Origin of the sequence: Streptosporangium sp. NPDC051022, assembly GCF_040683035.1 — a bacterium.
Lineage (GTDB): Bacteria > Actinomycetota > Actinomycetes > Streptosporangiales > Streptosporangiaceae > Streptosporangium.
The window spans coordinates 23,255-49,929 of sequence record NZ_JBFBCF010000035.1; the positions used below are offsets into that span (position 1 = coordinate 23,255).

The following is a 26,675-nucleotide window of genomic DNA, read 5'->3' on the forward strand; positions in this document are numbered from 1 at the left end:
TCACCCGCGGGCTCCGCCGGTTCCGAGAGGTGCTTCGGCGCGGGGCCTCGCCGCCTCTCACGGGCGGTCCGGCGCGGGGGCGCGCCGGTCCGGTCCGGGAGGCGGGGTTGGCGGGGGCCGGCAGGGGCCGGTGGAGGTTGGCGGGGTTACCGGCCGCCGAGCCTGTGGAGCCGCAGGGCGAGCTGAACCTCCAGAGCCCTGTCCGGTGCCTGCCAACCGGCGCCGAGGAGCTGTGCGACCCGTTCAAGGCGCTGCGTGACGGTGTTGACGTGGATGTGGAGGGCCTCGGCCGTACGGGAGAGCGAGCCGCCGGTTCCGAAGTAGGCGGTGAGCGTGCGCACCAGCGAGGTCCCCCTCCGGGCGTCGTAGTCGAGCACCGGCCCGAGCACCGAGTCGAGGAACGTCCCGATGTCGCGCCCGTCGCCGACGAGCAGTCCGACGAACCCCAGCTCGGCGGCGCTCGCGCCCTCTCCCGCCCTGCCCAGGGTCACCAGCGCGTCGGCGCAGCGCCGCGCCTCCCGGTGGGCCGCCGCGACCTCGGCCGGGCCGCGCACCGGACCGCAGGCGCCCGCGGTCGCGGGACGGCCGAGGGAGGCGCTCAACTCGGAGGCCACCCGTCCGGCGAGCCTGCCCGGCTCGTCGCCGGGCAGCAGCAGCACCACCTCGTCCCCGCGCTGGGCGGCGAGACCGTGGTGCAGCGCGGCCTGGGAGGAGGCCCAGAACCCGGCGCGCTCCCGTCCGCCCTCGTGCCGGGCGACGACCACGACGTGGCCCGCCTCCAGGTCGACCCCGACCCGCCGGGCCCGCTCGGCCAGGCCGTCCAGGGCGGGGCGGGAGATCAGGTCGTCCAGCAGCTCGCCCCTGACGCGCCCCTCCGCCTCGGCGACCGTACGGCGGAACAGCATCAGCAGCGCGGTGACGAGCGCGGCCCGTTCGAGGATGCGCTGGTCGGTGTCCGCGACCCGATCCTCGGCCCGCAGCACGAGCGTGCACAGCGGCTCGGCCCCCACGTCCACGGACGCGACGAGCAGGTTCCCCCTCCTGACCGTACGGCCCAGCGCCCGGGACGACCGCGCCGCCTCGGCGACCACGGCCGCGACCGTCTCGCCCCCGGGCAGGCCGGCCTCCAGCTCGCCCGCGTCCCCGGCGATCGGCCGCCCGGCGTCGTCCAGCACGACCAGCGAGCCGCCGAGCACCTCGGTCACCACCGCGGCGACGTCCTCGATCCCGCCGCCGCGCAGCACCAGCCCGGTCATCCTGTCGTGCGCGAGCGCCGCCTGCTCCACGGCCCTGCTGTGCGCGCTCACCCGCAGGTTGGCCTCGCTGAGCTCCTCCAGGGCGTTCCTGGTCTCCTGCAACAGCCGGGCGTTGTCGATCGCCACCGCCGCGTGCGCGGCCAGCGAGCCCAGAAGCACCACCTCGTCCTGGGTGAACGGCCGTACGCTCCGGTTGGCCGCGAACAGCACCCCGATGACCCGCGTGCCGATCTTGAGCGGCACCCCCAGGATGGCGACGAGCCCCTCTTCGAGCACGGCGTCGTCGATGTCGGCCTTGTGGCGGAAACGCTCGTCGGCGAAGTAGTCGGCCGTCGAGTACGGCGTGCCGGTCTGGGCCACCAGCCCGCCGAGACCGGAGCCCATGGCCAGCCTGAGCGCCCTGAACTTGGCCGAGACCGAACCGTCGGTTACCCGCATCCAGGTGTCGCCCCGTTCGGGGTCGTGCAGCGTCATGTAGGCGGCGTCGGTGCCCAGCAACTGCCTGGCCCGGCGCACGATGGCCTCGAGCACGGCGTCCAGGTCCCGTAGGCCGGCCAGGTCGCTCGCGGTGTCGAACAGCGCGGACAGCTCCGCCTCACGCTTGGCCCTGCGCCGCAGCAGCGCCCGCACCCTCAGCGCGGTGAGCTTGGCCTCCTCCAGTTCGGCCAGCGCCGCCGCGTCGGCCCCCGCGCTCCTAGCGGCCAGGACGGGTCCCTCGAACTCGACCGCCGACGCCTCCCTGGCCAGTAGTTCGAGGAAGACACGCGCGCTCATGCCGTCCATTGTCCCGCTCGCGCGGTGCCCGTCCCGCTCGTGTCCCGTCCGGCGGCCTCGGCGACCCGCTCGGCGGTCCTGGCGGCTCGCCCGGCGGGCGCGGCCACCCGGGTGGCCCGGTGCCCGTCCGGTGGTGTCAGCGGGCCGTCCAGCCCCCGTCCACGGGCAGGGACGTTCCGGTGACGAACGAGCCGTGCGGGCCGCACAGGTAGGCGACGAGCTCGGCCACCTCCTCCGGCTCGATCAGCCGTTTGATCGCGGCGGGGGCGAGCATGATCCGCTCGACGACCTCGTCCCTGCCGACGCCGTGGCTCGCGGCCTGGTCGTCGATCTGCCTGTCCACCAGGGGAGTGCGGACGTAGGCGGGGTTCACGCAGTTGGAGGTGACGCCGTGCGCCGCCCCTTCCAGGGCGATGACCTTCGACAGCCCTTCGAGCGCGTGCTTGGCGGTGACATACGCGGACTTGTACGGCGAGGCGCGGAGGCCGTGGATCGACGAGACGTTGACGATCCGTCCCCAGCCGCGCTCGTACATCCCCGGCAGTACCGCCCTGACCAGCCGGAACGGCGCCTCGACCATGACCTTGAGCATCTTGGCGAAGACCTCCGGCGGGAACTCCTCGATCGGCGCCACGTGCTGGAACCCCGCGTTGTTCACCACGATGTCCACGTCCGCGGGGATCGCGTCCACGAAGTCCGGCGCCGACAGGTCCGCGACCACCGGCGTCCCGGAGACCTCCCCGGCCACCGCGGCCGCGGCTCCGGCGTCCACGTCGACCACCACCACGTGCGCCCCCGCGGCGGCCAGCCGACGCGCGCACGCGCGCCCGATCCCACTACCCGCCCCGGTCACCACGGCCCGTCGTCCCGCTAGGTCACTCATGGTCCGAATCTAGGCAACGTCCCGAATCCCCGCCCATGTCGGCCCTCGACACACTCCACCCCCGGGCTATGTGCCCCGGCCGGGGCGGCGTTCCCGGGGCGGGGGGATCCGCGGCGCGGGCGTCAGCGGACGGGGTAGCGGATGATGGTCCGAACCTTCTCCGGCGCCGTGCGCCGCCAGTCCGACAGGTAGATCTCGTGGTGCCTTCCCGCGACCGTCAGGCCCTGCTCGGCGACGAACCTCATCAGCCTCTCCACCGTCGGGGGCTCCTCGCTGAAGGGGCCCGTGTGCAGGATCTGGGCTGACCTGCCCTCGGCCGACGTCTCCAGCCGTACGCCGTCGACCCGAGCGGAGGGTTTCCTGCTCCGTACGGTGTTCACCGCCCGCTCCACCATCTCGGGGGTGACCTGCTCCGGCTGGGGGATGAGGGAGGTCCACCGCATGGACGTCAGATCCGCGGGATCCCCGTCCCACTGTCCTTCGAGGGGGGCGACCGAGTAGGTCAGGATCGGCTTCAGCTCGGCGCGGATCGCGTAGGCGACGCCGTACATGCCCTCGATGGTGCTCAGGTACAGCGGGTCGGAGGGGGCGCTCGCGCCGTCCGCCATGAGGCAGGGCAGGTCGGGGACGTCGACGAGGGCCGGGGCCGCCGTGGCGGCGTAGAGGTCGCGGTGAATCTTCTTCATGCCGCCAGCCTGGACTCTCCCCCGGAGGGAGAGTCCAGGCCGGTGCGGCGGCGGGCCGCCGGGACGGTCAGACGGTGACGGGGTAGGTCAACGCGAGCTCGTCGCCGGGAAGGCCGCGAATGCCCCAGTTGACCTGCGGCGATTCGATGATCACAATTTCCAGGTCCTCCGGGGCGAGGCCGAGCCGCTCCCGAGCCCTGGTGAAAAGGGTGCGGATCAGGTCGCGCTTGGCCTGGTCCGACCGGCCCTGGAAACAGATGATCTCCACGATGAGGTAGCGCTCGCTTCGCTGCGGGCAGACGAGATCCTCGGCGTCCAGCAGCAGGAAACGGTGGAACCGCTTCTCGGGAGGGAGCCGCCACACCTCGGTCAGACACTCCTGCACGGTGTCGGAGACCTCTTGACGCCTGTCCGCCCAGACCTCACGACGACCGTAGAACTTGATCTGCGTCATGGTTCAGGCTCTCACAGGGCCGTCCCTCCCGAGGGCGGCCGGGTCATGGAGAGCACGTCGAGCAGGGCGTCGAGCTGTTCCTCGGTGAGGGTGCCGTTGGCGATGTGGCCGCGTTCGACGACGACCTCCCTGATGGTCTTGCGCTCGGTCAGGGCCTGCTTCGCGATCTTGGCGGCCTCCTCGTAGCCCACGTGCCGGTTGAGCGGCGTGACGATCGACGGGGACGACTCGGCGTACTCCAGCAGGCGGTCGGTGTTGGCGGTGATGCCGTGGACGCAGCGGTCGGCCAGCAGCCGGGAGACGTTGGCCAGCAGCCGGATGGACTCCAGCACGTTGCGGGCGATGACCGGCAGCGTCACGTTGAGCTCGAAGTTGCCCGAGGCGCCGGCGAAGGCGATGGCCGCGTCGTTCCCGATGACCTGGGCCGCGACCATGCAAACGGCTTCGGGGACGACCGGGTTGACCTTGCCGGGCATGATCGACGACCCGGGCTGGAGGTCGGGAAGGTTGATCTCACCGAGCCCCGTGCGAGGCCCCGACCCCATCCAGCGAAGATCGTTCGCGATCTTGTTGAGCGACACGGCGACGGTGCGGAGCTGGCCTGACAGCTCCACGACGGCGTCCCGGGCCCCCTGGGCCTCGAAGTGGTCGGGAGCCTCGGAGAACGGCAGTCCGGTGGCCTCCCGGAGCTTCTCGATGACCTTGGCGGCGAAGCCGGGCGGAGTGTTGATCCCGGTCCCGACGGCCGTACCGCCCAGCGGCAGCTGGACCAGGTGGGGGATCGCGCCGCGCACCCGGGAGATGGCGTTGTCGATCTGGGTCGCGTAGCCGCCGAACTCCTGGCCGAGCGTCACCGGGGTCGCGTCCATCAGGTGCGTACGGCCGGACTTGACCACCTGCTCGAACTGCAGCGACTTGTTCCGCAGCGCGGTGGCCAGGTGCCTCAGGGAGGGGATCAGGTGGTAGGTCACCTCGGTCGTCGCGGCGACGTGGATGGAGGTGGGGAACACGTCGTTCGAGGACTGGGAGGCGTTGACGTGGTCGTTGGGGTGGACGGGACGGCCCAGGCGCCCCTCGGCGAGGGTGGCGATCACCTCGTTGGCGTTCATGTTGGAGGAGGTGCCCGAACCGGTCTGGAAGACGTCGACGGGGAACTCGCCGTCCCACTCGTTCTCCGCCACGTCCGTCGCCGCCTCGGCGATCGCCTCGGCCATCTCCTTGTCGAGCACCCCGAGCTCGGCGTTGACCTCGGCGGCGACCGCCTTGATCAGGCCGAGCGCGGCGATGTGCGGACTCTCCAGACCACGTCCCGAGACGGGAAAGTTCTCCACGGCCCGCTGGGTCTGCGCCCGCCACTTGGCGCTCGCCGGAACCCGCACGTCACCCATCGAGTCATGTTCGATCCGAAACTCGCTCATGGATCCAGTCTGCGTCCTGCCCCCCGAAGACCGGATCCACCCCGGAAATCCCTTTCCCGGCTCGCCCCTTCCCCGGCTGAACGGCTCATCCACCGCGCCGGGGCCGGTGAGGTGTCAGGTGAGGGCCGCGACCGCCAGGATGATGATCACCACCAGGGCGAGGGCCGCCACTCCCATGAGGACGAGCATGCCGACGCGGCTCCCGGACGGGGACGCCTTCTGGGCGGGCCGGCCGTTCTGACCGTTCTGGCCGTTCTGGCCCGCGATGGCGAACAGGTCGGTTCCCAGCCCCGGGGAGGAGTACGGGTGACCTCCGGCGGCTCCCATGGGCCGCCGGGGATCCTGCGGCGCCGGTCCCGAGGGTCCCGGATGTCCCGGCGGTCCCGGGGGGAAGGCGTGCGGCGCCGTGTCCGCGTACTCGTGTGCCTCCGGGGGGAGGAGTCCCTGTGCCCGGTGGCCCGTCGGGACCTCGGGGGAGCCGGGGCGCATGGCGACCGGAGTGCCGAGCCCCTGGGGACCGGAGGGGCCGCGCTGCCCGGCGACCGGTGTTCCCGGCCACGACTCGTCCGGCTGTCCCGGACGCGCGTTCATCGGCGGGGCTCCGGCCGCTGCGGCGGGGGAGTCCGGAATCGGGACCGGGCGTGCGGACGGCGGAGTGCCCGGACCCGGAGGCAGGCGGAGGCCGCCCTTGGGGCGGATGACCAGCACGGTGCGGTTGGCGTCGAACTCCTCGTCCGTCGCGGCAGTGTCCTCCCCGGCCGGCGACGCGGGAGCCGGCGATGTGGACGTGCCCCGGGGAGCCGTCGGTGCGGCGGGTCCGACGGAGTTCGCGGGCTCGGCGGTCGTGGCGGTCGCGGTGGTCGCGGTGGTCGCGGCGAAAGAGGCCGACGGGGCGGAGGCGGCCGGTGCGGGCTCGGGTGTCGCACCCGCGGACGCCGCGGACGCCGCGGACGCCGCGGGCTCGGCGGGTGTGGCCGTGGCGGTCGACGGGGTGTCGGCCACGGTCCTGAGCATCGCGATCGCCTGCGTGTGCGACGGCCGTACCTGGTAGTTCCGCTCCAGGAGCTGTTCGAGCACCGGACGCAGCGGCCCGGCCTGGGTCGGGGGGTCGGCCTTGTCGGTCATCAGCGCGGCCAGGGTCTCGGCCACCGAGGACCGCTCGAAGGCGGGACGGCCCTCGACCGCGAAGTACAGCGTGGCGCCGAGCGACCACAGGTCGGACTCGGGCCCGGTGTGCTCTCCGCGGGCCCGTTCGGGCGCCGTGTAACCGGGGGAGCCGATCACCATGCCGGTCTTGGTGAGGCTGCTGTCCCCCTCGGCCTTGGCGATGCCGAAGTCCGTGAGGACCACCCGGCCGCTCTCGGTGATCAGTACGTTGCCAGGTTTGACGTCGCGGTGGAGCACGCCCTGGTCGTGGGCGGCGCGCAGCGCCCCCAGCAGATCCACCCCGATCTCGGCGACGAGGCGGGGCGGCAGCGGCCCCTCCTCCTCGATCACCTGCTCCAGAGAGCGCGCCTGCACGAGCTCCATGATGATCCAGGGGCTGCCGTCCTCGACGATCGCGTCGTGGACGGTGGCCACGGAGGGATGGCTGATGCGGGCAGCCGTACGACCCTCACGGATCATGCGCTCCCGAAGTTCGGCGCGTTGTGCCTCGCTGAGCCCGGGTTCCTGACGGATCTCTTTGATCGCGACCTCGCGGCCGAGGGAACGGTCGTGGGCACGCCAAACCGTTCCCATCGTCCCCCGGCCGAGCGGTGCGATCAGCTCGTAGCGGTCAGCGAGCACGCGCGTCTGCTGTTCCGGCATGAGAAGAAGATAGCGATTCTTTCTTGAAGCTCGCTTTATCCTCGCTTGCGAAGCTCCTTGGGCCACAGGAGACGCGGGAGTACCAACCGGATGAACGGTGTGATGAACCGCATGAGGGGGTGCGGTTCCGGGGCCCGCTCGACCGGCTTGCGGTGCACGCCCTCGGCCGGACGGCGGTGCACACGAGGCTGCGGCACCGGGGTCGGCGCGGGAGCGGGAATGAGCGGGGGCGGCAACATCGGCGCCGAGCCCGCGCGGTGCAGCCCGCGGTGCTGCGGGCGGCGGTTGAACGAGGGGACGGCGATCGTCGCGGTGTTCCTGCCGGTCCTGCCCGGAGTCCTGGAGAGCGGCTCCTCGGCGGCCCCGCCCGCCGCGACGCGGGCGAGCATCATCGAGGCGCGTACCGCGTCGAGCCGGGCCGCCGGGTCGATCATGAGCAGGCCCCGCAGCACCGGGGTCAGCGGTCCGGCCTTCTCCATCGGGATCGGCTCGCCGCTGGTCAGCGCGGCCAGCGCGGCGGCGGCCGTACGGCGGCCGTGCAGGCCCCGGCCCTCGACGGCGGTGTAGAGGGTCGCGCCGAGCGACCACAGGTCGGCGGAGGGGGTGGCCTTGGCGCCGAGCACGCGTTCGGGGGCGATGTATCCGGCCGATCCCAGCACGATGCCCGCCTGGGTGATCGACACGTCGCCTTCGAGCGCGGCCAGGCCGAAGTCGGTGAGCACCGCCCGCTCGTTGGTCACCAGGACGTTGCTGGGCTTCACGTCGCGGTGCAGGATCCCCTTGGCGTGCACCGCCCGCAGCGCGCCCAGGACCTGACGTCCGATCTCGGCCGCCTCACGCGGCGGCAGCGGCCCCCGGTCCTGCAGGAGCTGCTCCAGCGACCTGGCGCGGAGCAGCTCCATCACGATCCAGGGGCGCTCGTCCTCGGTGACGACGTCGAAGACGGTGATGACCGAGGGGTGGGCGACCATCGCGGTCGCCCGTCCCTCGCGCTCGGTCCTGGCGCACAACTCCGCCCGCAGTTCCTCGTCGAGGACGAGGGGCAGCCGCACTTCCTTGACCGCCACCTCACGGTCGAGCAACTCGTCGTGCGCTCGCCAGACGGTGCCCATGCCGCCGCGCCCAACCGGCTCGGAAAGCCGATAGCGCGCTGCAAGAAGGTATCCGGACGGCGCACGCATGTGGGGCAGCTTACCTATTTGCGTAATGCGACCAGTAGAGACCGGGCCGAAACTTCTTGCGATCTTCGGTCAGATTTTCGTGCTCGTCACTGTTGAGAAGCGCTGCGTTACATCATTCCAGTTGACCAGGCTCCACAACTTCTCGACGTAGTCGGGACGCACGTTGCGGTACTGCAGATAGTAGGCGTGCTCCCAGGCGTCGAAGACCAGTAGCGGGGTGGTGTTGATGCCGACGTTGCCGTGGTGGTCGTAGACCTGCTCGACGACCAGGCGGCGGCTGAGCGGCTCCCAGGCCAGGATGCCCCAGCCCGAGCCCTGCACCCCGGCGGTCGCGGTGGTCAGCTGCTTCTGGAAGGCCTCGAACGAGCCGAAATGCTCGTCGATGGCCGCGGCCAGCTCCCCGTCGGGGCGGTCGCCGCCGTCGGGGGAGAGGTTCTGCCAGAAGATCGAGTGCAGCACGTGGCCGGAGAGGTTGAAGGCGAAGGTCTTCTCCAGGCCGACCAGGCCGCCGAACTCGCTCTTGTCACGCGCCTCGGCCAGCCGCTCCAGGGTGTCGTTGGCGCCCTTGACGTAGGCGGCGTGGTGCTTGGAGTGGTGCAGTTCCAGGATCTCGCCCGTGATCGCGGGCTCCAGCGCCGCGTAGTCGTAGGGCATGTCAGGCAGGGTGTACTCGCCCATGAGGGTCTACCTCCTCGTAGATCAATGCTCAGTCGGACACTATTGCAACTCATATGCATGTGCATCAGACCTGCGACCTAGGTCTCTCAGCTATTGCGAATAGTTCGCAACTGCATCATGATGGCAGAGTCAGCTGGTCCTGAGGGGGTCTCGCGCAGCCCGGACCGGTCCGCGGCGTGGGTTCGGCGACCACGACGTCCGAGCCGGTTCACGCGGAGGCGTTCGCACCGCCGCCGCGGCGCGAGACTCCCGATCACGTTCGCCCCCGGGCCTGCCGCCCGGCTTGAGGTGCGGGGATCGGCTCGCGTGGCTCGTCAGGGGTGTTCAGATGCGCTGTGGGGCACGGTGGCGACGGGGCGGGGCTTCCCGGTGAAGGACCCGTCAAACCCGTTCTGGAAGGACTACAGGCCGCTGGAGGACCATCCTGTCCAGGACTCCACCTCGATGAGCACGACCGGGCCGTGTGGAGGCCGGTCGCGGTACTGCGGATAGCGCTCCGTCAGGCGCGTCACGGCCCGGTCCCTGGCCGCCCCGCTCTCGACGATCCTGGCCCTTCCGTCGGCGCGGACCCACCACAGCCGCGACCAGTCGTCCTCGTAGTGATCCACCAGCAGGCACACCCGGTCGTCGGCGGCGATGTTGCGCAGGCGGCGCAGGTTCGTCGTGCGTTTCGGCTTGTGGTCGATCGCGAAGGCGATCGTGTCGCCGTCCACGTCAAAGGTCACGGGGACGAGGTGAGGACCGCCGTGGACGTCCACCGTGGCCAGTCGCGCGACCCGGGCGGACTGGAATCTGCCGCGTGCCTGGAACGCGTCCATCCGGCCATTGAAGCAGGTCCTTGGGCTGCGCCGGGCTCTCCGGGGCGAGGGCCGTGTCGGGCGCCCTCCGGGCCGACGCGGATGAACGACAACGAAGGCCCGGTTCTCCGGCGAACCAGGCCTTCGTCTCAGGAGGGTCAGCGGCGGCCGATGGACAGCACCGGGCCGGTCGTGTCGGTGAAGAAGTCGGCACCCTTGTCGTCGACGACGATGAAGGCGGGGAAGTCCTCGACCTCGATCTTCCAGACGGCCTCCATGCCCAGCTCGGGATACTCCAGGACCTCGACCTTCCTGATGCAGTCCTGGGCGAGGCGGGCGGCGGGACCGCCGATGGAGCCGAGGTAGAAGCCGCCGTGGGCCGCGCAGGCGTCGGTGACCTGCTTGGAGCGGTTGCCCTTGGCGAGCATGACCATGGAGCCGCCCGCGGCCTGGAAGCGCTCGACGTAGGAGTCCATCCGGCCCGCGGTCGTCGGCCCGAACGATCCGGAGGCGTAACCCTCGGGGGTCTTGGCGGGGCCGGCGTAGTAGACCGCGTGGTCCTTGAGGTACTGCGGCATCTCGCCGCCCGCGTCGAGCAGCTCGCCGATCTTGGCGTGCGCGATGTCGCGGGCGACCACCAGGGGACCGGTCAGGGACAGGCGGGTCTTGACCGGATACTTGGTGAGCTCGGCGAGGATCTCCGGCATCGGACGGTTGAGGTCGATCTTCACCACGTCGTCCGACAGGTGCTCGTCGGTGGTCTCGGGCAGGAACCTCGCCGGGTCCGTCTCCAGCTGCTCCAGGAAGATCCCCTCAGGGGTGATCTTGGCCAGGGCCTGGCGGTCGGCGCTGCAGGAGACCGCGATGGCGACCGGGCAGGAGGCGCCGTGCCGGGGCAGGCGGATGACACGGACGTCGTGGCAGAAGTACTTGCCGCCGAACTGGGCGCCGATGCCGAGCTTCTGGGTGAGCTCGAAGACCTTGGCCTCCAACTCGGTGTCGCGGAAGCCGTGGCCGCTGGGGGAGCCCTCGGTCGGGATGCCGTCCAGGTAACGGGCGCTGGCGTACTTGGCGGTCTTCAGCGCGAACTCGGCCGAGGTGCCGCCGACGACGATCGCCAGGTGGTACGGCGGGCAGGCGGCCGTGCCGAGGGAGCGGATCTTCTCCTCCAGGAACTGGAGCATCCGCTTCTCGTTGAGGACGGCCTTGGTCTCCTGGTAGAGGAACGACTTGTTGGCGCTGCCGCCGCCCTTGGCCATGAACAGCAGCTTGTACTCGTCGGCGTGGCCGTGGGGGTCCTCGGCGTACAGCTCGATCTGCGCGGGGAGGTTGGAGCCGGTGTTCTTCTCCTCCCACATGGTGATCGGGGCCATCTGGGAGTAGCGCAGGTTCAGCCTGGTGTAGGCGTCGTAGACGCCGCGCGAGATGTGCTCGGCGTCGGCGCCGTCGGTGAGCACGTGGCGGCCGCGCTTGCCCATCACGATCGCGGTGCCGGTGTCCTGGCACATCGGCAGCACGCCGCCCGCCGAGATCGAGGCGTTCTTGAGCAGGTCGAGCGCCACGAAGCGGTCGTTCCCGCTGGACTCCGGATCATCGATGATCTTGCGGAGCTGGGCCAGGTGGGAGGACCTGAGGTAGTGGGAGATGTCGTGGATCGCCGTCTCCGTCAGCAGGCGCAGCGCCTCGGGGTCGACCTCCAGGAATCTGCGGCCCGCGGCCTCGACGACGCGCACCCCCTCCGCGGTGAGCAGACGGTACTGCGTCTCATCCGGCCCCAAGGGGAGCAGGTCGGTGTAGTCGAACTCGGGCATCGTCCTCGATCCTCCGTGCCGGGAGCCTTCTCCGGTCCCCATAGAGGGTAAGGCCTGCCGATCGCGCTCCTCCGTCGCGGTCGAGCGCGGGGACGCCCTTCCCTGTCTCCGGACCGCCTCCGCTTCACCCCGACAGAAGCTATATAGAGCGATAAAACGGTATTTGCGGGAACTATTACCTTTCTGTGGCGTCCCGCACTCCCCTGTGGTCGAAGACACAGAGGAAGCTGGAGGAGAGGCCGGGCCAGCGCCCGGTGCAAGCCGGAGGACGTCATGGAGACCGGAACGACCTTTATGACCAGCAACATCGTCATGCTCGCGATCCTCGCGTTTCTTGTGGTCGCCGGGCTTGTGATCTCGCTGATCGCGATCGCGCTCGCGACCATCAAGAGCGTCGACGGCCAGGCCCCCCAGCAGCCCGCCGACATCTCGAAGGCGGAGCAGCGCAGACGGCAGCTGGAGCAGATGGAGCTGCCCCGGCAGCGGACCGAATCGTCGAAGACCCCCGAGAAACTGTCGCACTGACTGAGGCGAGGCCGCCGTGCCGGCGCCGCCGGCGTCCCGGTGGCCGTCCAGGACCGCGGACCGTCGGCCACCCACGACCACGGGCCGCCGCTTCTCCATGACCGCGGACCGCCGGTCTCCCACGACCGCGGGCCATCGGCCTTCCGCCTTCCGGACCACGGGCCGTCGACCTTCCACGACCGCGAACCGGCGGTCTCCCAGACCACGAGCCGTCGGCCCTCCTTCCATGACCGCGGACCGTCGGTCATCCGGGACCGCGGACCCCACCGGTGACATCCGGTAAAGCGTCGGGAATGCTGGGCAGCCGGTGGCCCGGTGACGGGCCGACGAACCGGCGAGACCGAGGACCGATTGGCCGACCTGCATCTGATCATCGACCGTACGGCGGGCGGGATCGCCGACCAGATCACCCGTGAGCTGCGCGAGGCCGTACGGCGGGGCAGACTGGCCCCGGGAGCGCGGCTGCCCGCCAGCAGGGAACTGGCCAGGGACCTCGGGCTGTCGCGCGGAGTGGTCGTCGAGGCATACGAACGGCTGGTCGCCGAGGGGTTCCTGATCTCCCGGGTGGGCGCGGGCACGGTGGTGGCCCCCGCGGCCGGCCGTACGAAGGACTTCCCGGAACGCGCTCCCGGGACGGGCGCGCGCAGGCCGTACTACGGGCGCCGTTCCACCTCCCCCGACCTGAACGCCTTTCCCCGGGGACGATGGCTGGCCGCCCTCAGGCAGACCCTCGCCACCCTGCCCGCGGACGCGCTCGACTACGGCGACCCCGGCGGGGTACGGGACCTGCGCGAGGAACTGGCCGCCTACCTGCGCAGGGTCCGCGCGGCCGACGTCACCGCCGACAACCTGGTGATCGTGGGCGGGGTCGCCCAGGGGGTGAGCCTCACCGTCCAGGCGCTCGCCGGACGCCTCCCGCAGGGCAGGGCCGTCCACGACCTGGACTGGTTCGTCGACCGGATCGCCACCCCCGTGCCGCCTCCCGGCCGCGTCCGGCTGGCGGTCGAGGACCCGACCAGCCTGCGCCAGCTGCCGCTGCTGCGCGCGGCCGGAGCGGACCTGGTCGCGGTCCCGGTGGACGGGGACGGCATCGACGTCGAGGCCCTGGCCGCGAGCCGGGCGCGGGCGGTGCTGCTCACCCCCGCCCACCAGTACCCGACGGGAGTGGTGCTCTCTCCCGGCCGCCGCGCCGCGCTGATCGAGTGGGCGCTCGCGACCGGCGCGACGATCCTGGAGGACGACTACGACGCGGAGTTCCGCTTCGACCGCGACCCGGTCGGATGCCTGCAGGGATTCGCCCCCGACCGGGTGATCCTCGTGGGAAGCGTGAGCAAGTCCCTGGCCCCCGGACTCCGGCTCGGCTGGGTGGCGGCCCCCGCCGAGGTCGCCGAGGCCATCCGGCTGGTGCGCGGCGAGCTCGACCTGGGCTCACCGGTGCTGGAGCAGTACGCGCTGGCCGATCTCGTCAGGACGGGTGACTACGACCGCCAGCTGAGGAGAATGCGCAGGGAGTACCGGATCCGCCGCGACGCCCTGGTGCGGGCACTGGCCGAGCACCTGCCGGAGATCACGGTGCGCGGCGTCTCCGCCGGACTGCACCTGTTCGCCGAACTGCCCGGCGGCTGGGACGAGATCTCCGTCGTCGAAGCCGCCCAGGACTGCGGCCTCGACGCCGAGCGGGTGACCCCGATGCGCCACGCCCCCGGCCCGCCCGCCATCGTCATGGGCTTCGCCCGCCTCCCCGCCCACCACGCGTCCGAGACCGTCCGAACTTTCACGGAAAGACTCCCCCGCTGACCGGAGAACCGTGTCCGTGACCTTCTACCTCCGCCCTACCTCCGCCCTACCTCCGCCGTGTTCGTGGCCGTCCAGGCGCCGGTACGGCGAGCGGCGAAGCGGGGCGGACCGGCGCCGATGAGCGACGCTCACCCCGGTGAACGTTCCCGTCACAGCACCGGGCGTCTCCTCCAGGCGACGCCGTACCGGGACGAGACAGCCCAGGCCGTACGGCGGTCGCTCACACCCGCGCCCTCATTGTCAGAGGGAGATCTGGTCGACGCGGACGGCGCGATCGCCTGGGATGACGATCGGGTCTGCCACCTCGACCACCCGGCCACGGGAGAGCATACGGCGCGTGATCGCGAACACCGGGACCCCGCTGCCGATGTTGAGGATCATGCTCTCCTCGGCATCGGGCATCCGGACGGCCGTCTCCTCAGCGATCTCGTCCACCTCGATGCCCAAGCTTCTGAGCTGGGCGATGTTGCCGCCGGGCCACGGCTCGCTCTTCGGGTCGGCCACGGCGGTGTCTTCGACGTCGGCGGCCAGCAGACATGATCGTGACATCTGGGACGGGAAGTCTTTGGCGTAGAAGACGAACCTGCGTTCCAACACCCCGACGCCGGGATCGACGGCGAACAGTGCGGCGAGGTGCGGGTCTGCGGTGATCCATCGGTAGGCCTTGTCGAGACGGTATTCCGACCACGTGACACCCGCGTCCCTGGTGAAGGAGGTCTGGGGAACGGTCTGCGGACCGGCGTCGGCGCGGTAGCGGTCCATCGAGATCCGGCGGACCGGCGGGCGCTCGCGGACGGTCGTGCCACCCCGGCCACGTGTCTCGACGAGCCCCTGGTTCTTCAGGTCGTCGATGGCCTTGCGGATGACGATCTCAGAGACGTCGTATCGCCGAGCGAGATCGGCATGCTTGGGCAGTCGTGTGCCCGGCGGGTGGTCGCCTCGCAGGATCGCCTCGCGCAGCTCAGCTGCGACGTGCTCGTAGGCATGACCCCGCACTGGCCTTCTCCTTCTCGCCGGGGAGATCTTCGCTGAACGGCTTGACAGGCACGATACCGGCCTCCCATTCTCGTATACGTCAATGACTTAGCGTATACGAGAATTTGGATTGGGTGATAAATCCACGCGATACGGCACATCTCGCACGCTTGACCTTTTGGCGGCGCGATACGCGCTGCCATCGCATTTCCGAACCCCTGCCTCGCAGGGGGCCTGCCGGGAGGCGTTACCGCCGGACGGGTCCTTGATCGCAAAGGAGTGCAACCCATGGAGAATGCCAGGTCCATTCCGGAAAGCCTGGTGATTGCGGGCTGGCGGCTGATCATCAGCGACGCCGGACGCTTCTGGGCCTTCCGTCAGGAGCCTTTTCCTGCCGATGCACTGCTTGCCGGGGCCGATCCGGCGGTGGACGCCGACACCTTCGCCGAGGTCCAGGCCGCCGTGGAGCGGCAGGAGGAGATCGCGCAGCAGGTGACCTCGTGATCGGGTTGCGCTCGGCCCGCCCGCCGGGACGTCATCGCGCCGGTCAGCCCCACATCAGCGTCCACCGTCGTCTGTGGGACGGGCCAGCCCGTGCTCACGCCGAACAATTGGAACGTTCCTGGCCCGCGTGGCTGATCCTTTACAGTCTGGGCAACCGTCGCTTCTACGCCATCGCCGCCTGGCCCGCACCCGAGCCGACGATCGTCTGCGACGACACCGCCGAAGGTCTGGAAGAGCAGATGCGCCAGACAGAGACAGATCTCATCCAGCGGCCTCTCTCCACGCCTTCGCCGGCCTCTCCGTCCCCGATCAGTCGTGGCGCCGTCTCCCCGGTACACGCCACCTCGCCCCCGCAGCAGGCCGCCATGCCGCGCTTCTCTCGGAGGGCGGCATGAACTCCGTCCCGCCGTCAGCCCCCGCTGCCGGTGTTGCACGCCGTCGATGCGACACCGTGCAACAGGCCCATCCCGGCTGGCTGATCTTCCATGATTCGGAGGCCGACGTCTGGAGCGCCTACCGGTGTGCCTTCCCCGGCGAACAGGAGGTCGCGGCGGGCATCAGGAGCCTGATCAGGGCGGACTCGGCCGAGTCGCTGGACGAGAAGCTGACCGCCCAGGCCGAGATCCTGGCCGGTCTGCCCAAGTTCGAGTCGCCGTCGGACGTTTCCAGGGCCTTCCCGCCGTCCTGACCCCATCCGGTACGGCGCGGCGAACCTGAGGCATGCCGTACCTCCACGAACGTGCGGCCTGGGAGGAGGGGCCTGGGCCGCACCTCCTCACGCGGTTCCCGGAGCAACACGGGGAAGCGGGAACCGTACGAGGCCGTACCGTGCCTACCGCCAGGCCGGTGCGGGCTCTTCGGCGCCCGGCCGGATTCCATGTCCGGCCGGGCACCTCCTCACGCTCACCCGAAGACCTCCGCTCACCGTCAGGAGTTTCCGTGGAAGGCATCAAGATCACCGACTCTGGTGGTGCACTCACCATCGCTCCCGCCACCGAGGCCCTGCTCACCCCCACCGAGGTCGCCGTCCTGTTCCGCGTCGATCCCAAAACCGTCGCCCGCTGGGCCAGAACAGGAAAGCTCACCCCCGTGCGCACCATCGAGGGTCACCGCTGCTACAAGGAGACAGAGGTCCGCGCCCTCCTAACCGGCGAACACCCCACCCCTGCCCCCGACACACAAAATCACCCCCACCCGCCAAGCCCTGGCCTGTAACCAGTCAGCTGTCCTCCACGCCAACCAGCAAGCCCGAAATGCCCAGCTCACTGAAAGCGATGATTTTCTGCCCCCCTCGCCGATAAACTCGCAGGTCAGAAAGTCTGCTCCCCGCGCATGCGGGGATGGTTCCAGCACCGTCATCCACCACGCCAGCGACCGCCTCTGCTCCCCGCGCATGCGGGGATGGTTCCAGCCACATGACCTGTGCGCCCCGTGGATCGCGCTGCTCCCCGCGCATGCGGGGATGGTCCCCAGTTCATGCAGCCCGACTCCGGCACCCGAAACTGCTCCCCGCGCACGCGGGGATGGGGACTGTGTCGCTGTGGCCGTTCTGGGGGCTGTTGCTTTCTGTGCATGTGATGGAAGGGAGCAGGAGGTTCTGAGGGTGTGGGGGCTTGTGGTCGGCAACGGGTTGTTGTACGCCTCCGATGAGGATGTGGCCATGGTTGTCGCGACCGCGTGGCGATGGTGGAGGTGGCATGGGCGAGAGATCAGACGGGTACGGCGCCGCCGGTCGGAGTCCTGGCGGCTTGTGGGACGGGGGTTGGCGCGAGGATGGGCCGTCCCGGAGCCGTCGAGACCCGCAGGGCCGGGGGCGGTGCCCGGGAGGTCCATCAGGCTCGCCGGGCTTCCCTCGATTGTCGGGGCGGGGGAGGTCGTGACGCTCATTCCGGCGGGTAGTGCCACGTTGGCGCCCTGGGCGCTGTGGGTCACCCCCGAGTCGGCGGGGTGGACCTACGCCGGGCTCCGCCTGCTCACCCTGTCCGGCGAGAGCGTGCGGTTCTGCACCGGCGACGAGGAGATGCTGGTCCTGCCGCTGTCGGGATCGTGCGAGGTCGAGTGTGACGGCGTACGGCTCGTCCTCGAAGGCCGGACCTCCGTCTTCCACGCCGTCAGCGACTTCGCCTACCTGCCCGTCGACACGACCGTCCGGATCACCGGCGCGGGCCGGTTCGCGCTCCCCTCGGCCCGCGCGACCAGGAGCTTCCCCGTCCGGTACGGCGCGGCCCGCGGTGTCCCCGTCGAGGTGCGCGGGGCCGGGCACGCCAGCCACCAGGTCAACAACTTCTGCGCCCCCGACGCCTTCGACTGCGACAGGCTCATCGCGGTCGAGGTGCTCACTCCCGGGGGAAACTGGTCGTCCTACCCGCCGCACAAGCACGACTCGGCCGCCGCGGGTGAGACCGAGTTGGAGGAGATCTACTACTTCGAGGGCGGCCCCGGATACCAGCGGGTCTACGGTACCCACGACGTGCTGGCCGAGGTGTCGGCCGGGGACGTGGTGCTCGTCCCACGCGGCTATCACGGTCCGTCAATGGCCACCCCCGGCTACGACCTCTACCACCTGAGTGTGCTGGCCGGACCGGGCCGGAAGAGGTCGATGGTCTCCTGCGACGATCCCCGGCACGCGTGGATCCGCTCCTCGTGGGCGGAGCAGGCGGTCGATCCCCGGCTTCCCATGACGAAGGCGGCGCGCTGATCGTCGGAGGGGCCCTCCGGGGACCTGCGGGTGTCGAAGTCCGGGCTTGAGGTCCGGGCGGGAATCCGGGTTTGAGGTCCGGCCGGAAGTCTGGGCTTGAGGTTCGGCCGGGAGTCCGGGTGAGGGCGGGGCCGGTCGCCGGTCCGTCCCGCCCGGCGTTCCCGGACTTCGAGGCATGTCAGGTTCTGACGGGGCCGTCCAGGAGGCCGGGCTCGACCTCCGGCTGGAATCCCCTGGCCAGCGCCACGATCAGGGCCACCAGTACCGCGGCGGGCACGAACGCGATCCGGGGGCCCAGGGTGTCGTTGACGGTGCCGACGACGGCGGCGCCGACGAGGAATCCGACGTAGTTGAACATGTTGACGCGGGCGATGGCCGTCTCGGCTCCGGCGCCGAGCCGTCCCGCAGCGGAGAACGACTGCGGCGCGATGATCGAAAGCCCGACGCCGATCAGGCCGAACGCCAGGACGGCCACGAGGACGTTGGGGGCGACCACCACACCGAACGTGCCCGCCGCCGCGATCACCGCGCCCGCCCGGACGACCGGGGCCGGGCCGTACCTGCGTACGGCGAGGTCGCCGGGGACCCGCGCGAGGAGCATAGCCGCCTGGTAGAGGAGGTAGGCGAAGGGCACCAGCCAGCCGCCGGCGGACAGGGCGTTCTGCATGTAGAAGGTGCTGTAGTTGGAGACCGCCGCGTCGCCGACGTACAGGAACGCCATGGCCAGGCAGAGCGGGATGATCGGCCGCCACGGCACCCTGGCCGCCGTCGGCGCCTCACTCGCCGTCGCGCGCTCCCCGTCCCGGTCGTAGAGCCGGGGGAGCGCGGCCACCGAGATCGCGGCGCCGATCAGCACGGGGACGGTGAACGACCAGCCGAGGCCGATCCCGAGCGCGCTGAAGGCGGAGTTGAACCCGGCGCCCAGCATCGAGCCGACACTCCACACGGCGTGGAAACCGGTCAGCACGCTCATGCCGTACCGGCGTTCGACCGCGACGGCCTGCATGTTCATCGCCGCGTCCACCGCCCCGACGAACAGGCCGAACACCGCGCTGAGCACGTACAGCCCGGCCAGCCGGTCGTTCCAGCCGGTGAGGGCGACGATGACGCAGACGCCCACCTGGGAGATCCGCAGGACCGGGCCGCTGCCGTACCTGGCGGCGAGAGGGGCGGCGACGGCGCTTCCCGCTCCGGCGATCACCGGCACGAGCAGCAGGACGAGGAGCAGGTCGTCGTCGCTCAGACCGAACCTGTGCTGGAGGTCGATCACGTGGGTGAGCAGGGTGGCGAAGCATAGTCCCTGGACGAGGAAGGCGGCCCAGGTCGCCACTCGTGCCTGCCTGTCACGCGGCGCGTGGAGTACGGCCGGACCCGGAACGGGGGGTGGGGTCGGCACAACGACCTCCATCAAACATGAGGAGTGTTCAGGTTCCCGTCAGGCTAGAAGGGCCGTCCCCGGGGGTCAATGGCCGCGCACAGCGCAGTTTCGCAGGTACGGCTCCGCCGTGGGAAGCGCGGCGCGTCGGCCGGGATTATGGTCAAGGAGTGGACAGTTTTCCGCCTCCCGCGCCCCGTGATCCCGCATACGAACCGCGTCCCGGAGACCTGAGAGCGGGAAACGACGACCGCGAGCGGGTGGCGGTGGTGCTGGCCGACGCGCTCGCCGACGGGCGGCTCACCCCCGACGAGCACGAGGAGCGGCTCGCCTCGCTGTACCGGGCCCGCACGCTGGGTGAGATCGCCGCGCTCACCGTCGACCTGCTCCCGCCCGAGGCCCAGCCGCTGCGGACCGACGTCCGCCCCGTGACGGCTTTCTTCGGCACCCAGCGCCACGCGGGCCGCTGGGTGGTGCCCACCCACTTCACCGCGACCGCGATCTGCGCCAACGTCACCCTCGACCTGTGTGACGCCGTGCTGCAGTCGAGCCACGTGACCATCCAGGTCACCGTGATGGCCGCGACCCTCACGCTGATCGTCCCGGAGGGCGTCCGGATCCACATGCCCGCCTCCGGCGTCATGGCGGGCAAGAAGAACCTGGTCCCACCCTCCCCCGACGGGCCGGTGATCGAGATCACCGGCCTCATCACCATGGGCAGCGTGGTCGCCAAGTCTCCCAAACGCCCCCGCCGCTCCTGGTTCCGCCGCTGACCGGCGATCTCGGATCGACGAACTCCGGCCCCGGCCCCGGCCCCGGCCCGTTTCCGGCCTTGACCCCGGCCCCGGCGAGGACGTGTGATCGACGCGCCGGCGTCCCGGGGGTCTCTCGACCCCCGGGAGGCGCGCCGGTCCGGCCGGGGTTCAGCTGGCGTTGTCGAAGTTGATGGCGCTGTAGGCGCGCAGCTTCCAGAGCTGGTGCTCGCTCTCGATCTTGCGGATCGTGCCGGAACGGCCCCGCATCACCAGCGAGTTGGTCACGGCGCGGCCACTGCGGTAGCGCACGCCCTGCATGAGCTCACCGTCGGTGATCCCGGTGGCGGCGAAGAAGACGTCGTCGGACCTGACCAGGTCGTCGGTGCTCAGCGTGGCGTCCAGGTCGAGACCCGCGTCCAGCGCCCTGCGCCGCTCGGCGTCGTCCTGCGGCCACAGCCTGCCCTGGATGACACCGCCCAGGCACTTGAGCGCGCACGCCGCGATGATGCCCTCCGGGGTACCGCCGATGCCGAGCATCAGGTCCACGCCCGTGCCGGCGCGGGCCGCCATGATGGCCCCGGCGACGTCGCCGTCGGTGATGAGCTTGATCCGCGCGCCCGCCTCCCTGATCTCCCGAATGATCTTGTCGTGGCGCGGCCGGTCGAGGATGACCACGGTCACGTCGGACGGCTCACCGCCCTTGGCACGTGCCACGGCGGCGATGTTGTCGGCGACCGGGGCGTTGATGTCCACCGATCCGGCGGCCTCCGGCCCCGTGACCAGCTTGTCCATGTAGAACACGGCCGACGGGTCGTACATCGAGCCGCGCTCGCTGACCGCGATGACCGAGATCCCGTTCGGCATGCCGAGCGCGGTCAGCCGGGTGCCGTCGATCGGGTCGACGGCCACGTCGCACTCGGCACCGCTGCCGTCGCCGACGTGTTCGCCGTTGTAGAGCATCGGCGCGTTGTCCTTCTCGCCCTCGCCGATGACCACCACGCCGTTCATCGACACCGTGTTGATCAACTGGCGCATGGCGTTCACCGCGGCGCCGTCGGCGCCGTTCTTGTCGCCGCGACCGACCCAGCGGGCGGCGGACATCGCGGCCGCCTCGGTGACCCGGACGAGTTCAAGGGCGAGGTTGCGATCAGGTGCGTGTTCACCTGTGGCGAGCGCGGCAGGGACGGACGTCTGATCGGACATGGCGGAGGGCCCCTCTCGTGGATTACTGCACATCGATCGTAGTTGCCCCCCTCTAACCGGACAGCGGAGGATAATGTCCCGACGATGAGCAGCGACACGGAACGGGTGGTGACGGACGTGACCGCACGCACCTCCGAGCGGGGCGCCGCCACGCGCGTCGCCCTTCTCACCGCAGCCAGGGAGGTCTTCGTCACCAGCGGTTTCGCCGAATCCGGGGTCACCGAGGTGGTCTCCCGCGCGGGGGCCAGCGTCGGCAGTCTCTACCACCACTTCTCCGGCAAGGCCGACCTCTATCTCACGCTCTTCGACGAGTTCCAGGAACGGCAGGCCCAGCGGACCAGGCAGGCGGTCCACGCCGCCCGTGCCGAGGGCGAGGACGACCCGATGCGGCTGTTCGTCGCCGGAGCCCGCGCCTACCTGGAGGGCTGCCTGGCCGAACGCGAGGTCTCCGCGCTGTTCCTGCGCGGTGACGGGCCGCCCGGGTTCGAGGTCATCATGCGCGACAGGCTGCGCCAGTGGGCCAAGCGCAACGCCGCCCTGTTCGAGGACGACGAGGGCGCGCTGGTCGTCGTGCTCACCGGAGCGCTCGCCGCGGCCGTCTCCGAGGTCGCCCTGTCCGATGACGAGGACGCCTCCCGCGACCTCGCCGAGGGCGTGCTGGCCATCATCGGACGGATCAGCCGCCCCTGAGGCGGAGGATCGGCCGTCCGCGGGGAGAGGGTCGGTGTCCCGAGGGGAGGATCGGTGCCCTGAGGCGGGGAGCGCCCCTCCGAGCGGATAGTCTCGACAGTCGTGCAACGGTTCACTCAGGGTTTCTACGGCTACGTGTTCGCGATGCTGGTCTGCTTCGCGGCCGTCGGCGCCTTTCTGCTGATCGCCCCGCAGAGCCGGACCGAGCACATCCCCAAGATCAACTACTCGATCGACGTCGCCAACATGCGCCGGGACGCGCCGTACCAGGTGTGGACGCCGGACCCGGTGCCGTCAGGCTGGGTGCCCACGAGTTCCAGGATGAGCAAGGGCAAGGCCGCGAACGGCACGGCCGTGGTGACCTGGAACCTCGGGTTCGCCACCGCCAAGAAGCACCACGCGATGCTCAGCCAGAGCGACGAGAACCCGGGCGCCGAGTTCGCCAACCGGATGGCCAACACCAACGAGGTCACGGGCAGCGTCCAGATCAACGGGGTGACCTGGGAACAGCGCTTCCGCAAGGACAAGGACCAGCGCTCACTGGTCCGGCTCCTGCCCGGCGCCACCGTCGTCATCAGCGGCACCGCCCCGTGGGACGAACTGTCCGCCCTCGCCGGATCCATCAAACAGCAGACGAAGCTCACCTGAGCCCCGGATCGGCGCCTCCCCGGGTTTCCCCGAGGGGAGGGCAGGTCAGAAGGGGGTGTTTCCCGCGGTGTCGGGCTGCCTGCGCTGCGCCATGGCGGCCGCCAGCTTCACCCGGGCGCCCTGGAGCCACTCCTCGCACACCGCCGCCAGCTTCTCGCCGCGTTCCCACAGCTCGATCGACTGCTCCAGGGTGAGCCCGCCCGTCTCCAGACGGCGGACCACCTCGGTCAGTTCCTCGCGTGCCTGCTCGTACGACGGTGTCTTCTCTTCGGCCACCCTTCCACCCTAGAGTCCCCGGCCGGTCGCTGTCGCAGATCGCGTGCCTGCAAGACTGGGCCGATGAGTGTTCGTCCCGCGATCTCCGAGGACATCCCCGAACTGGTACGGCTCCGCCAGATCCTGGCCGACCGCATGGCCCAGGACGGAAGCTATCCGGTCGACGTCCACTGGCGGGAGACCTACGCCGAGAGCCTGCGGGAGCGGCTCGGCAGCTCGGACACGGCCGTCTACGTGGTGGACGCCCCCGAGGGCGGACTGGCCGCCTGCGGGATCGGCCTGATCTTCGACCGGTTCCCCGGTCCCAGCCTCCCCGACGGCCGCTATGGCTACATCCAGGGGATGACGACCGACCCCGGCCACCGGCGGAGGGGACACGGCCGGGCCATCATGGTCACCCTCATGGAGTGGTACCACGCCATGAACATCCGCAGGATCGACCTGCACGCCACCTCGGAGGCCGAGCCGCTCTACCGGGAGCTCGGCTTCTCCGACGACGGCTACCCCTCCCTCACGTGGCGGAGTCCTTCCTGACCACCACCGCCGGAACCCGGTCGTCGGGGAACCGGATCGTCAGCTCGTCGCCTGGGGCGACGTCGGTGGCACGCCGTACGACATCGCCCGTGGGGAGCTGCACGATCGCATAGCCGCGCTCCAGGGTCGCGGCGGGGGACAGGGCGAGCAGCCGGGCCCTCAGGTGCCCGAGGGACTCCTCGGCCCGGTCCAGGGAGGCGGTCAGGGAGCGCCTCGCGCGGTCCCTGAGCTGCTCCGCCTGCTCCGCCTTGCGTTCGATCTCGCGGACCGGGTCGGCCAGCGAGGGCCGGGAGCGGACACCGGCCAGCCAGGCCGTCTCGCGCTCCAGCCAGCCGCTCGTCACCCGGCGTCCCCGGTCGCGGAGCTGGCGGATGAGCGTGAGCTGCTCGCCGACGTCCGGCACGACCTTCTTGGCCGCGTCCGTCGGGGTGGAGGCCCGCACGTCGGCGACCAGGTCGAGCAGCGGGTTGTCCTGTTCGTGGCCGATCGCGCTGACCACCGGGGTCAGGCACGCGGCCACCGCCCTGACCAGGGCCTCGTCGGAGAAGGGCAGCAGGTCCTCCATGGATCCGCCGCCCCGCGCGATCACGATGACGTCGACCTCGCCGTCGGCGTCGAGCTTGCGCAGCGCCTCCATGACCTCGTTGACGGCGTACGGCCCCTGCACGGCCACGGCCTCCACCTTGAACCGCACCGCGGGCCAGCGGCGCCGCGAGTTCTCCAGCACGTCGCGCTCCGCGGCCGAGTCACGGCCGCAGATCAGCCCGACCGTGCCGGGCAGGAACGGCAGCCGCCGTTTGCGATCGACCCCGAACAGCCCCTCCGAGGCGAGCAACTGGCGCAGCCGCTCCAGCCGGGCCAGCAGCTCGCCGACGCCGACCGGGCGCATCTCCAGGGCGGTGAAGGCGAAAGAGCCCTTGTTGACCCAGAAATCCGGCTTCAGGTGCATGACGACCCGGGCGCCGTCCACCGGACGGGGAACGGTGGCCTCGTAGACGCCACGCGTGCATGTGACGCGGGCGGACATGTTGGCCACCGGGTCTCGCAGTGTCAGGAAGACCGTGCCACCGCGGGCGGTCAGCTCGGTGATCTGCCCCTCGACCCAGACCGTGCCGAGCTTGCCGATCCAGCCGCCGACCATCTGCAGGACCGTGCGAACCGGGAGCGGCTGCTCAGGAGAGGTCTTCGAGCTCATGCTCGGAGAGCCTACGCGCCGGACACGGCCGACGGGGGTGCCTGCGCGTCTTCACCATGTTCGGGACATCCCATGACATCGGCGCGGCGAGTGGTGACATCGGTCTGGGGGGCGCCGATGGAACGACTCGCTGAGCCCGTGTTCGGGGGTGACCTCGTTCTTTCGTCGTGTCAGGGATGTCCCGCGGTGGCATCGGTTCGGGGTGGCGGGGTGACGCGCCGAACCCGTGCTCGGGGTGACCGTGTCGTTCTCGGGTGACGGTGTTCCATGGCGCCGCTACGGCGAGCGGTGACATCGGTCCGAGGACGCCGCTGGAACGACGCGCCGGGCTCGTGGCCGGGGCGACCGTGTGTTCCCACCGTTCCGGCGGTGTCCCAGGGCGCCGGTACGGCGGGCGGGGACACCGGCCCGGCCCGCGCCGCCGGAACGACGCGCGACTCGGTGAACGTTCCCGGTCACGGCCCTACTCGGCGGCTTCCAGCTTGGCCAGACGGTTCTCGTACATGCGCACGACGTCGGCCCTGGCCGAGGTGGCCCGCTCGTAGTCGAGCAGTTCGCGGATCTGCTCGGCCGTCTTGCCGCGCATCCGGGCACGCAGGGAGGCGATCGACAGCCCGCCGTAGCCGGGCATCGGCTCCGCGGGCACCGTTTCCGCGACCGCCGGCTCGGCCTCGGCGGACTCCGGCTCCGTCTTCGTCTCCGCCTCTGCCACCGTCTCTGGTTCCGCTGCCGCCTCCACGACGGTCTCCGACGGCGTCACCGCCGTGTCCGTCTCCGGCTCCGCGGGCACCGGCTCCGCCACGACGGGCTCCGTCTCCGCCGTGAGGGCCGTCTCCGACTTCGCCGTGTCCGCCGCGATCTCCGCCGCGGGGGCCGCCTCCGCCTTCGGCTCCGTCGTCTCCGGCTCTGTCGTCTTCGTCTCCGGCTCGGCGACCTTGGTCCTGGTGACCTCGACCGTCGCGGTCTCGGTCGTCTCGGACTCGGTGACCTCGACCTCCGAGACCTCGGTCTTCACGGTCGTGGGCTCGGCGACCTCGGGCTCGGAGGCCCGCGCCTCGGCCTTCGGCTCCGCGATCCGAGGCTCGGCGGCCTGGGGCTCCGCGGCCGTGGGCTCCGTGCTCTCGGGCTCCGTGGCCGTGGACTTCGCGGCCTTGGGGGCGGCGGTCGTGGGTTCGACGGTCGTGGGCTCGGCGGCTTTCGCCTCGGCCTCCACCGGCTCGGCGGTGTCGGCGGCGGGCTTGGACTTGGCCGGGGAGAAGATGACCGGCTCGGGACGCGACTTGGCGCCGTTGGCCTCCGCCTTGGTGTCCTCGGAGGTCTTGGGCGCGCTGCTCTCCGAGCGCGGGGCGAAGATCACCGGCTCGCGGCGGGCGGGCCTGTCCTCGGCCGCCTCCTCACGCTCTCCGGCCGTGACCCCCTGGCCGGCGTGCTCACGGGAGGTCTCCTCGGACTCCTCGTCCTGGCCGCCGATGCGCTTGATGGTGTTCTTCATCCGGTCACCGAGCAGCAGTGCCTGGCCGACACCGCTCAGCGCGGTCTGGAGCACGTAGAGCGGCAGTTCCTTTGCCTTCTCCTTGAACCCCTCGCGGCTGGAAAGCGCCTCGCGCACGTTTCTGGTGACATTGCGGACGATGTCGGGGACTGCCATGTCGTCTCCCTGGAGATCTGTATTGGACGTGCCGTATGGCAAGTGTTAAGCAAGACTGTGCCTGGTGGCGCCATAGGGCGAATGGGCGGGCCCGGCGGGCACTCC

27 protein-coding genes and 1 CRISPR repeat array are annotated in these 26,675 nt (G+C 70.7%); of the genes, 11 read left to right on the forward strand and 16 right to left on the reverse strand.

Annotation, left to right across the window (positions count from 1 at the left end):
• Window positions 1-146: 146 nt before the first annotated feature.
• From AB0N02_RS38595 to AB0N02_RS38640, 10 genes are all read right to left on the reverse strand, one after another.
• Window positions 147-2,030 (reverse strand): helix-turn-helix domain-containing protein, encoded by a 1,884-nt coding sequence (locus tag AB0N02_RS38595; protein ID WP_363957467.1) that lies wholly within the window; start codon window positions 2,028-2,030, stop codon window positions 147-149.
• Window positions 2,031-2,166: 136 nt separating this feature from the next.
• Window positions 2,167-2,913, reverse strand: a complete 747-nt coding sequence (locus AB0N02_RS38600) for a 3-hydroxybutyrate dehydrogenase (RefSeq protein ID WP_363957470.1) — start codon at window positions 2,911-2,913, stop codon at window positions 2,167-2,169.
• 122 nt (window positions 2,914-3,035) lie between these two features.
• Window positions 3,036-3,599 (reverse strand): GyrI-like domain-containing protein, encoded by a 564-nt coding sequence (locus AB0N02_RS38605; protein WP_363957473.1) that lies wholly within the window; start codon window positions 3,597-3,599, stop codon window positions 3,036-3,038.
• A 67-nt stretch (window positions 3,600-3,666) separates the two neighbouring features.
• Window positions 3,667-4,053: a tautomerase family protein gene (locus AB0N02_RS38610; protein ID WP_363957476.1), complete on the reverse strand. Its 387-nt coding sequence runs from the start codon at window positions 4,051-4,053 to the stop codon at window positions 3,667-3,669.
• Between the two features lie 11 nt (window positions 4,054-4,064).
• Window positions 4,065-5,471: a class II fumarate hydratase gene (locus AB0N02_RS38615; RefSeq protein WP_363957479.1), complete on the reverse strand. Its 1,407-nt coding sequence runs from the start codon at window positions 5,469-5,471 to the stop codon at window positions 4,065-4,067.
• A gap of 114 nt (window positions 5,472-5,585) precedes the next feature.
• Complete coding sequence (locus AB0N02_RS38620; protein WP_363957482.1) at window positions 5,586-7,280, reverse strand: protein kinase; 1,695 nt, start codon at window positions 7,278-7,280, stop codon at window positions 5,586-5,588.
• A gap of 35 nt (window positions 7,281-7,315) precedes the next feature.
• Window positions 7,316-8,461, reverse strand: coding sequence for a serine/threonine-protein kinase (locus tag AB0N02_RS38625; RefSeq protein ID WP_363957485.1), 1,146 nt, complete (start codon window positions 8,459-8,461; stop codon window positions 7,316-7,318).
• A 69-nt stretch (window positions 8,462-8,530) separates the two neighbouring features.
• Entirely contained in the window at window positions 8,531-9,139 is a 609-nt protein-coding gene (locus AB0N02_RS38630) for a superoxide dismutase (RefSeq protein ID WP_363957488.1), read from the reverse strand.
• A 401-nt stretch (window positions 9,140-9,540) separates the two neighbouring features.
• Window positions 9,541-9,957, reverse strand: coding sequence for a TIGR03668 family PPOX class F420-dependent oxidoreductase (locus AB0N02_RS38635; RefSeq protein ID WP_363957491.1), 417 nt, complete (start codon window positions 9,955-9,957; stop codon window positions 9,541-9,543).
• 137 nt (window positions 9,958-10,094) lie between these two features.
• Complete coding sequence (locus AB0N02_RS38640) at window positions 10,095-11,747, reverse strand: fumarate hydratase (protein ID WP_363957494.1); 1,653 nt, start codon at window positions 11,745-11,747, stop codon at window positions 10,095-10,097.
• 294 nt (window positions 11,748-12,041) lie between these two features.
• On the opposite strand from AB0N02_RS38640, the gene AB0N02_RS38645 reads away from it, so the two are divergent.
• Entirely contained in the window at window positions 12,042-12,272 is a 231-nt protein-coding gene (locus AB0N02_RS38645; protein ID WP_363957497.1) for a hypothetical protein, read from the forward strand.
• 315 nt (window positions 12,273-12,587) lie between these two features.
• Window positions 12,588-14,069 carry a PLP-dependent aminotransferase family protein gene (locus AB0N02_RS38650; RefSeq protein ID WP_363957500.1) on the forward strand — a complete coding sequence of 494 codons (1,482 nt, stop codon included), beginning with the start codon at window positions 12,588-12,590 and terminating at the stop codon, window positions 14,067-14,069.
• A gap of 240 nt (window positions 14,070-14,309) precedes the next feature.
• Here AB0N02_RS38650 and AB0N02_RS38655 read toward each other — a convergent pair whose 3' ends face one another.
• Window positions 14,310-15,065 (reverse strand): GntR family transcriptional regulator, encoded by a 756-nt coding sequence (locus AB0N02_RS38655; protein WP_363957502.1) that lies wholly within the window; start codon window positions 15,063-15,065, stop codon window positions 14,310-14,312.
• Between the two features lie 267 nt (window positions 15,066-15,332).
• Here AB0N02_RS38655 and AB0N02_RS38660 point away from each other — a divergent pair, with 267 nt between their 5' ends.
• The 5 genes from AB0N02_RS38660 (at window position 15,333) to iolB (ending at window position 18,246) form a co-directional block, all read left to right on the forward strand.
• Entirely contained in the window at window positions 15,333-15,548 is a 216-nt protein-coding gene (locus AB0N02_RS38660) for a hypothetical protein (protein ID WP_363957505.1), read from the forward strand.
• On the forward strand, window positions 15,545-15,943 hold the full coding sequence (locus tag AB0N02_RS38665) for a hypothetical protein (protein WP_363957508.1): 399 nt from the start codon (window positions 15,545-15,547) through the stop codon (window positions 15,941-15,943). Before AB0N02_RS38660 ends, AB0N02_RS38665 begins: the two co-directional genes overlap by 4 nt.
• A gap of 56 nt (window positions 15,944-15,999) precedes the next feature.
• On the forward strand, window positions 16,000-16,236 hold the full coding sequence (locus AB0N02_RS38670) for a hypothetical protein (protein ID WP_363957510.1): 237 nt from the start codon (window positions 16,000-16,002) through the stop codon (window positions 16,234-16,236).
• Between the two features lie 293 nt (window positions 16,237-16,529).
• Window positions 16,530-16,763: a BldC family transcriptional regulator gene (locus AB0N02_RS38675; protein ID WP_363957656.1), complete on the forward strand. Its 234-nt coding sequence runs from the start codon at window positions 16,530-16,532 to the stop codon at window positions 16,761-16,763.
• Window positions 16,764-16,867: 104 nt separating this feature from the next.
• Window positions 16,868-17,076: a CRISPR direct-repeat array (repeat unit 26 nt; unit sequence CTGCTCCCCGCGCATGCGGGGATGGT).
• A 348-nt stretch (window positions 17,077-17,424) separates the two neighbouring features.
• Complete coding sequence (gene iolB, locus AB0N02_RS38680) at window positions 17,425-18,246, forward strand: 5-deoxy-glucuronate isomerase (protein WP_363957513.1); 822 nt, start codon at window positions 17,425-17,427, stop codon at window positions 18,244-18,246.
• A gap of 178 nt (window positions 18,247-18,424) precedes the next feature.
• Here the strand turns inward: iolB and AB0N02_RS38685 are convergent, their stop codons facing one another.
• Complete coding sequence (locus AB0N02_RS38685) at window positions 18,425-19,642, reverse strand: MFS transporter (protein ID WP_363957516.1); 1,218 nt, start codon at window positions 19,640-19,642, stop codon at window positions 18,425-18,427.
• Between the two features lie 149 nt (window positions 19,643-19,791).
• Here AB0N02_RS38685 and AB0N02_RS38690 point away from each other — a divergent pair, with 149 nt between their 5' ends.
• A complete protein-coding gene (locus tag AB0N02_RS38690; protein ID WP_363957519.1) occupies window positions 19,792-20,394 on the forward strand; it encodes a DUF1707 domain-containing protein in 603 nt (200 codons plus the stop codon).
• Window positions 20,395-20,544: 150 nt separating this feature from the next.
• On the opposite strand, the gene glpX is transcribed toward AB0N02_RS38690, so the two are convergent.
• Window positions 20,545-21,579, reverse strand: a complete 1,035-nt coding sequence (gene glpX, locus AB0N02_RS38695; protein ID WP_363957522.1) for a class II fructose-bisphosphatase — start codon at window positions 21,577-21,579, stop codon at window positions 20,545-20,547.
• A gap of 84 nt (window positions 21,580-21,663) precedes the next feature.
• Here glpX and AB0N02_RS38700 point away from each other — a divergent pair, with 84 nt between their 5' ends.
• On the forward strand, window positions 21,664-22,269 hold the full coding sequence (locus AB0N02_RS38700; RefSeq protein ID WP_363957525.1) for a TetR/AcrR family transcriptional regulator: 606 nt from the start codon (window positions 21,664-21,666) through the stop codon (window positions 22,267-22,269).
• 102 nt (window positions 22,270-22,371) lie between these two features.
• Complete coding sequence (locus tag AB0N02_RS38705) at window positions 22,372-22,917, forward strand: DUF4245 domain-containing protein (RefSeq protein WP_363957528.1); 546 nt, start codon at window positions 22,372-22,374, stop codon at window positions 22,915-22,917.
• 45 nt (window positions 22,918-22,962) lie between these two features.
• Here the strand turns inward: AB0N02_RS38705 and AB0N02_RS38710 are convergent, their stop codons facing one another.
• The gene (locus tag AB0N02_RS38710; protein WP_363957531.1) at window positions 22,963-23,193 is read right to left on the reverse strand and encodes an exodeoxyribonuclease VII small subunit; all 231 of its coding nucleotides are present in this window, start codon (window positions 23,191-23,193) and stop codon (window positions 22,963-22,965) included.
• A 63-nt stretch (window positions 23,194-23,256) separates the two neighbouring features.
• Here AB0N02_RS38710 and AB0N02_RS38715 point away from each other — a divergent pair, with 63 nt between their 5' ends.
• Entirely contained in the window at window positions 23,257-23,727 is a 471-nt protein-coding gene (locus AB0N02_RS38715; protein WP_363957534.1) for a GNAT family N-acetyltransferase, read from the forward strand.
• On the opposite strand, the gene xseA is transcribed toward AB0N02_RS38715, so the two are convergent.
• Together xseA and AB0N02_RS38725 are read right to left on the reverse strand one after the other, a co-directional pair.
• Window positions 23,705-24,922, reverse strand: coding sequence for an exodeoxyribonuclease VII large subunit (gene xseA / locus AB0N02_RS38720; protein ID WP_363957536.1), 1,218 nt, complete (start codon window positions 24,920-24,922; stop codon window positions 23,705-23,707). The genes AB0N02_RS38715 and xseA overlap by 23 nt on opposite strands.
• A 463-nt stretch (window positions 24,923-25,385) precedes the next feature.
• Complete coding sequence (locus AB0N02_RS38725) at window positions 25,386-26,570, reverse strand: hypothetical protein (RefSeq protein WP_363957539.1); 1,185 nt, start codon at window positions 26,568-26,570, stop codon at window positions 25,386-25,388.
• Window positions 26,571-26,675: the final 105 nt, after the last annotated feature.

What these genes read in the sequence shown, in the direction of transcription:
- AB0N02_RS38595 (WP_363957467.1), bottom strand. Translation starts at nt 2,030, where the DNA reads ATGAGCGCGCGTGTCTTCCTCGAACTACTGGCCAGGGAGGCGTCGGCG.
- AB0N02_RS38600 (WP_363957470.1), bottom strand. Translation starts at nt 2,913, where the DNA reads ATGAGTGACCTAGCGGGACGACGGGCCGTGGTGACCGGGGCGGGTAGT.
- AB0N02_RS38605 (WP_363957473.1), bottom strand. Translation starts at nt 3,599, where the DNA reads ATGAAGAAGATTCACCGCGACCTCTACGCCGCCACGGCGGCCCCGGCC.
- AB0N02_RS38610 (WP_363957476.1), bottom strand. Translation starts at nt 4,053, where the DNA reads ATGACGCAGATCAAGTTCTACGGTCGTCGTGAGGTCTGGGCGGACAGG.
- AB0N02_RS38615 (WP_363957479.1), bottom strand. Translation starts at nt 5,471, where the DNA reads ATGAGCGAGTTTCGGATCGAACATGACTCGATGGGTGACGTGCGGGTT.
- AB0N02_RS38620 (WP_363957482.1), bottom strand. Translation starts at nt 7,280, where the DNA reads ATGCCGGAACAGCAGACGCGCGTGCTCGCTGACCGCTACGAGCTGATC.
- AB0N02_RS38625 (WP_363957485.1), bottom strand. Translation starts at nt 8,461, where the DNA reads ATGCGTGCGCCGTCCGGATACCTTCTTGCAGCGCGCTATCGGCTTTCC.
- AB0N02_RS38630 (WP_363957488.1), bottom strand. Translation starts at nt 9,139, where the DNA reads ATGGGCGAGTACACCCTGCCTGACATGCCCTACGACTACGCGGCGCTG.
- AB0N02_RS38635 (WP_363957491.1), bottom strand. Translation starts at nt 9,957, where the DNA reads ATGGACGCGTTCCAGGCACGCGGCAGATTCCAGTCCGCCCGGGTCGCG.
- AB0N02_RS38640 (WP_363957494.1), bottom strand. Translation starts at nt 11,747, where the DNA reads ATGCCCGAGTTCGACTACACCGACCTGCTCCCCTTGGGGCCGGATGAG.
- AB0N02_RS38645 (WP_363957497.1), top strand. Translation starts at nt 12,042, where the DNA reads ATGACCAGCAACATCGTCATGCTCGCGATCCTCGCGTTTCTTGTGGTC.
- AB0N02_RS38660 (WP_363957505.1), top strand. Translation starts at nt 15,333, where the DNA reads ATGGAGAATGCCAGGTCCATTCCGGAAAGCCTGGTGATTGCGGGCTGG.
- glpX (WP_363957522.1), bottom strand. Translation starts at nt 21,579, where the DNA reads ATGTCCGATCAGACGTCCGTCCCTGCCGCGCTCGCCACAGGTGAACAC.
- AB0N02_RS38700 (WP_363957525.1), top strand. Translation starts at nt 21,664, where the DNA reads ATGAGCAGCGACACGGAACGGGTGGTGACGGACGTGACCGCACGCACC.
- AB0N02_RS38715 (WP_363957534.1), top strand. Translation starts at nt 23,257, where the DNA reads ATGAGTGTTCGTCCCGCGATCTCCGAGGACATCCCCGAACTGGTACGG.
- xseA (WP_363957536.1), bottom strand. Translation starts at nt 24,922, where the DNA reads ATGAGCTCGAAGACCTCTCCTGAGCAGCCGCTCCCGGTTCGCACGGTC.
- AB0N02_RS38725 (WP_363957539.1), bottom strand. Translation starts at nt 26,570, where the DNA reads ATGGCAGTCCCCGACATCGTCCGCAATGTCACCAGAAACGTGCGCGAG.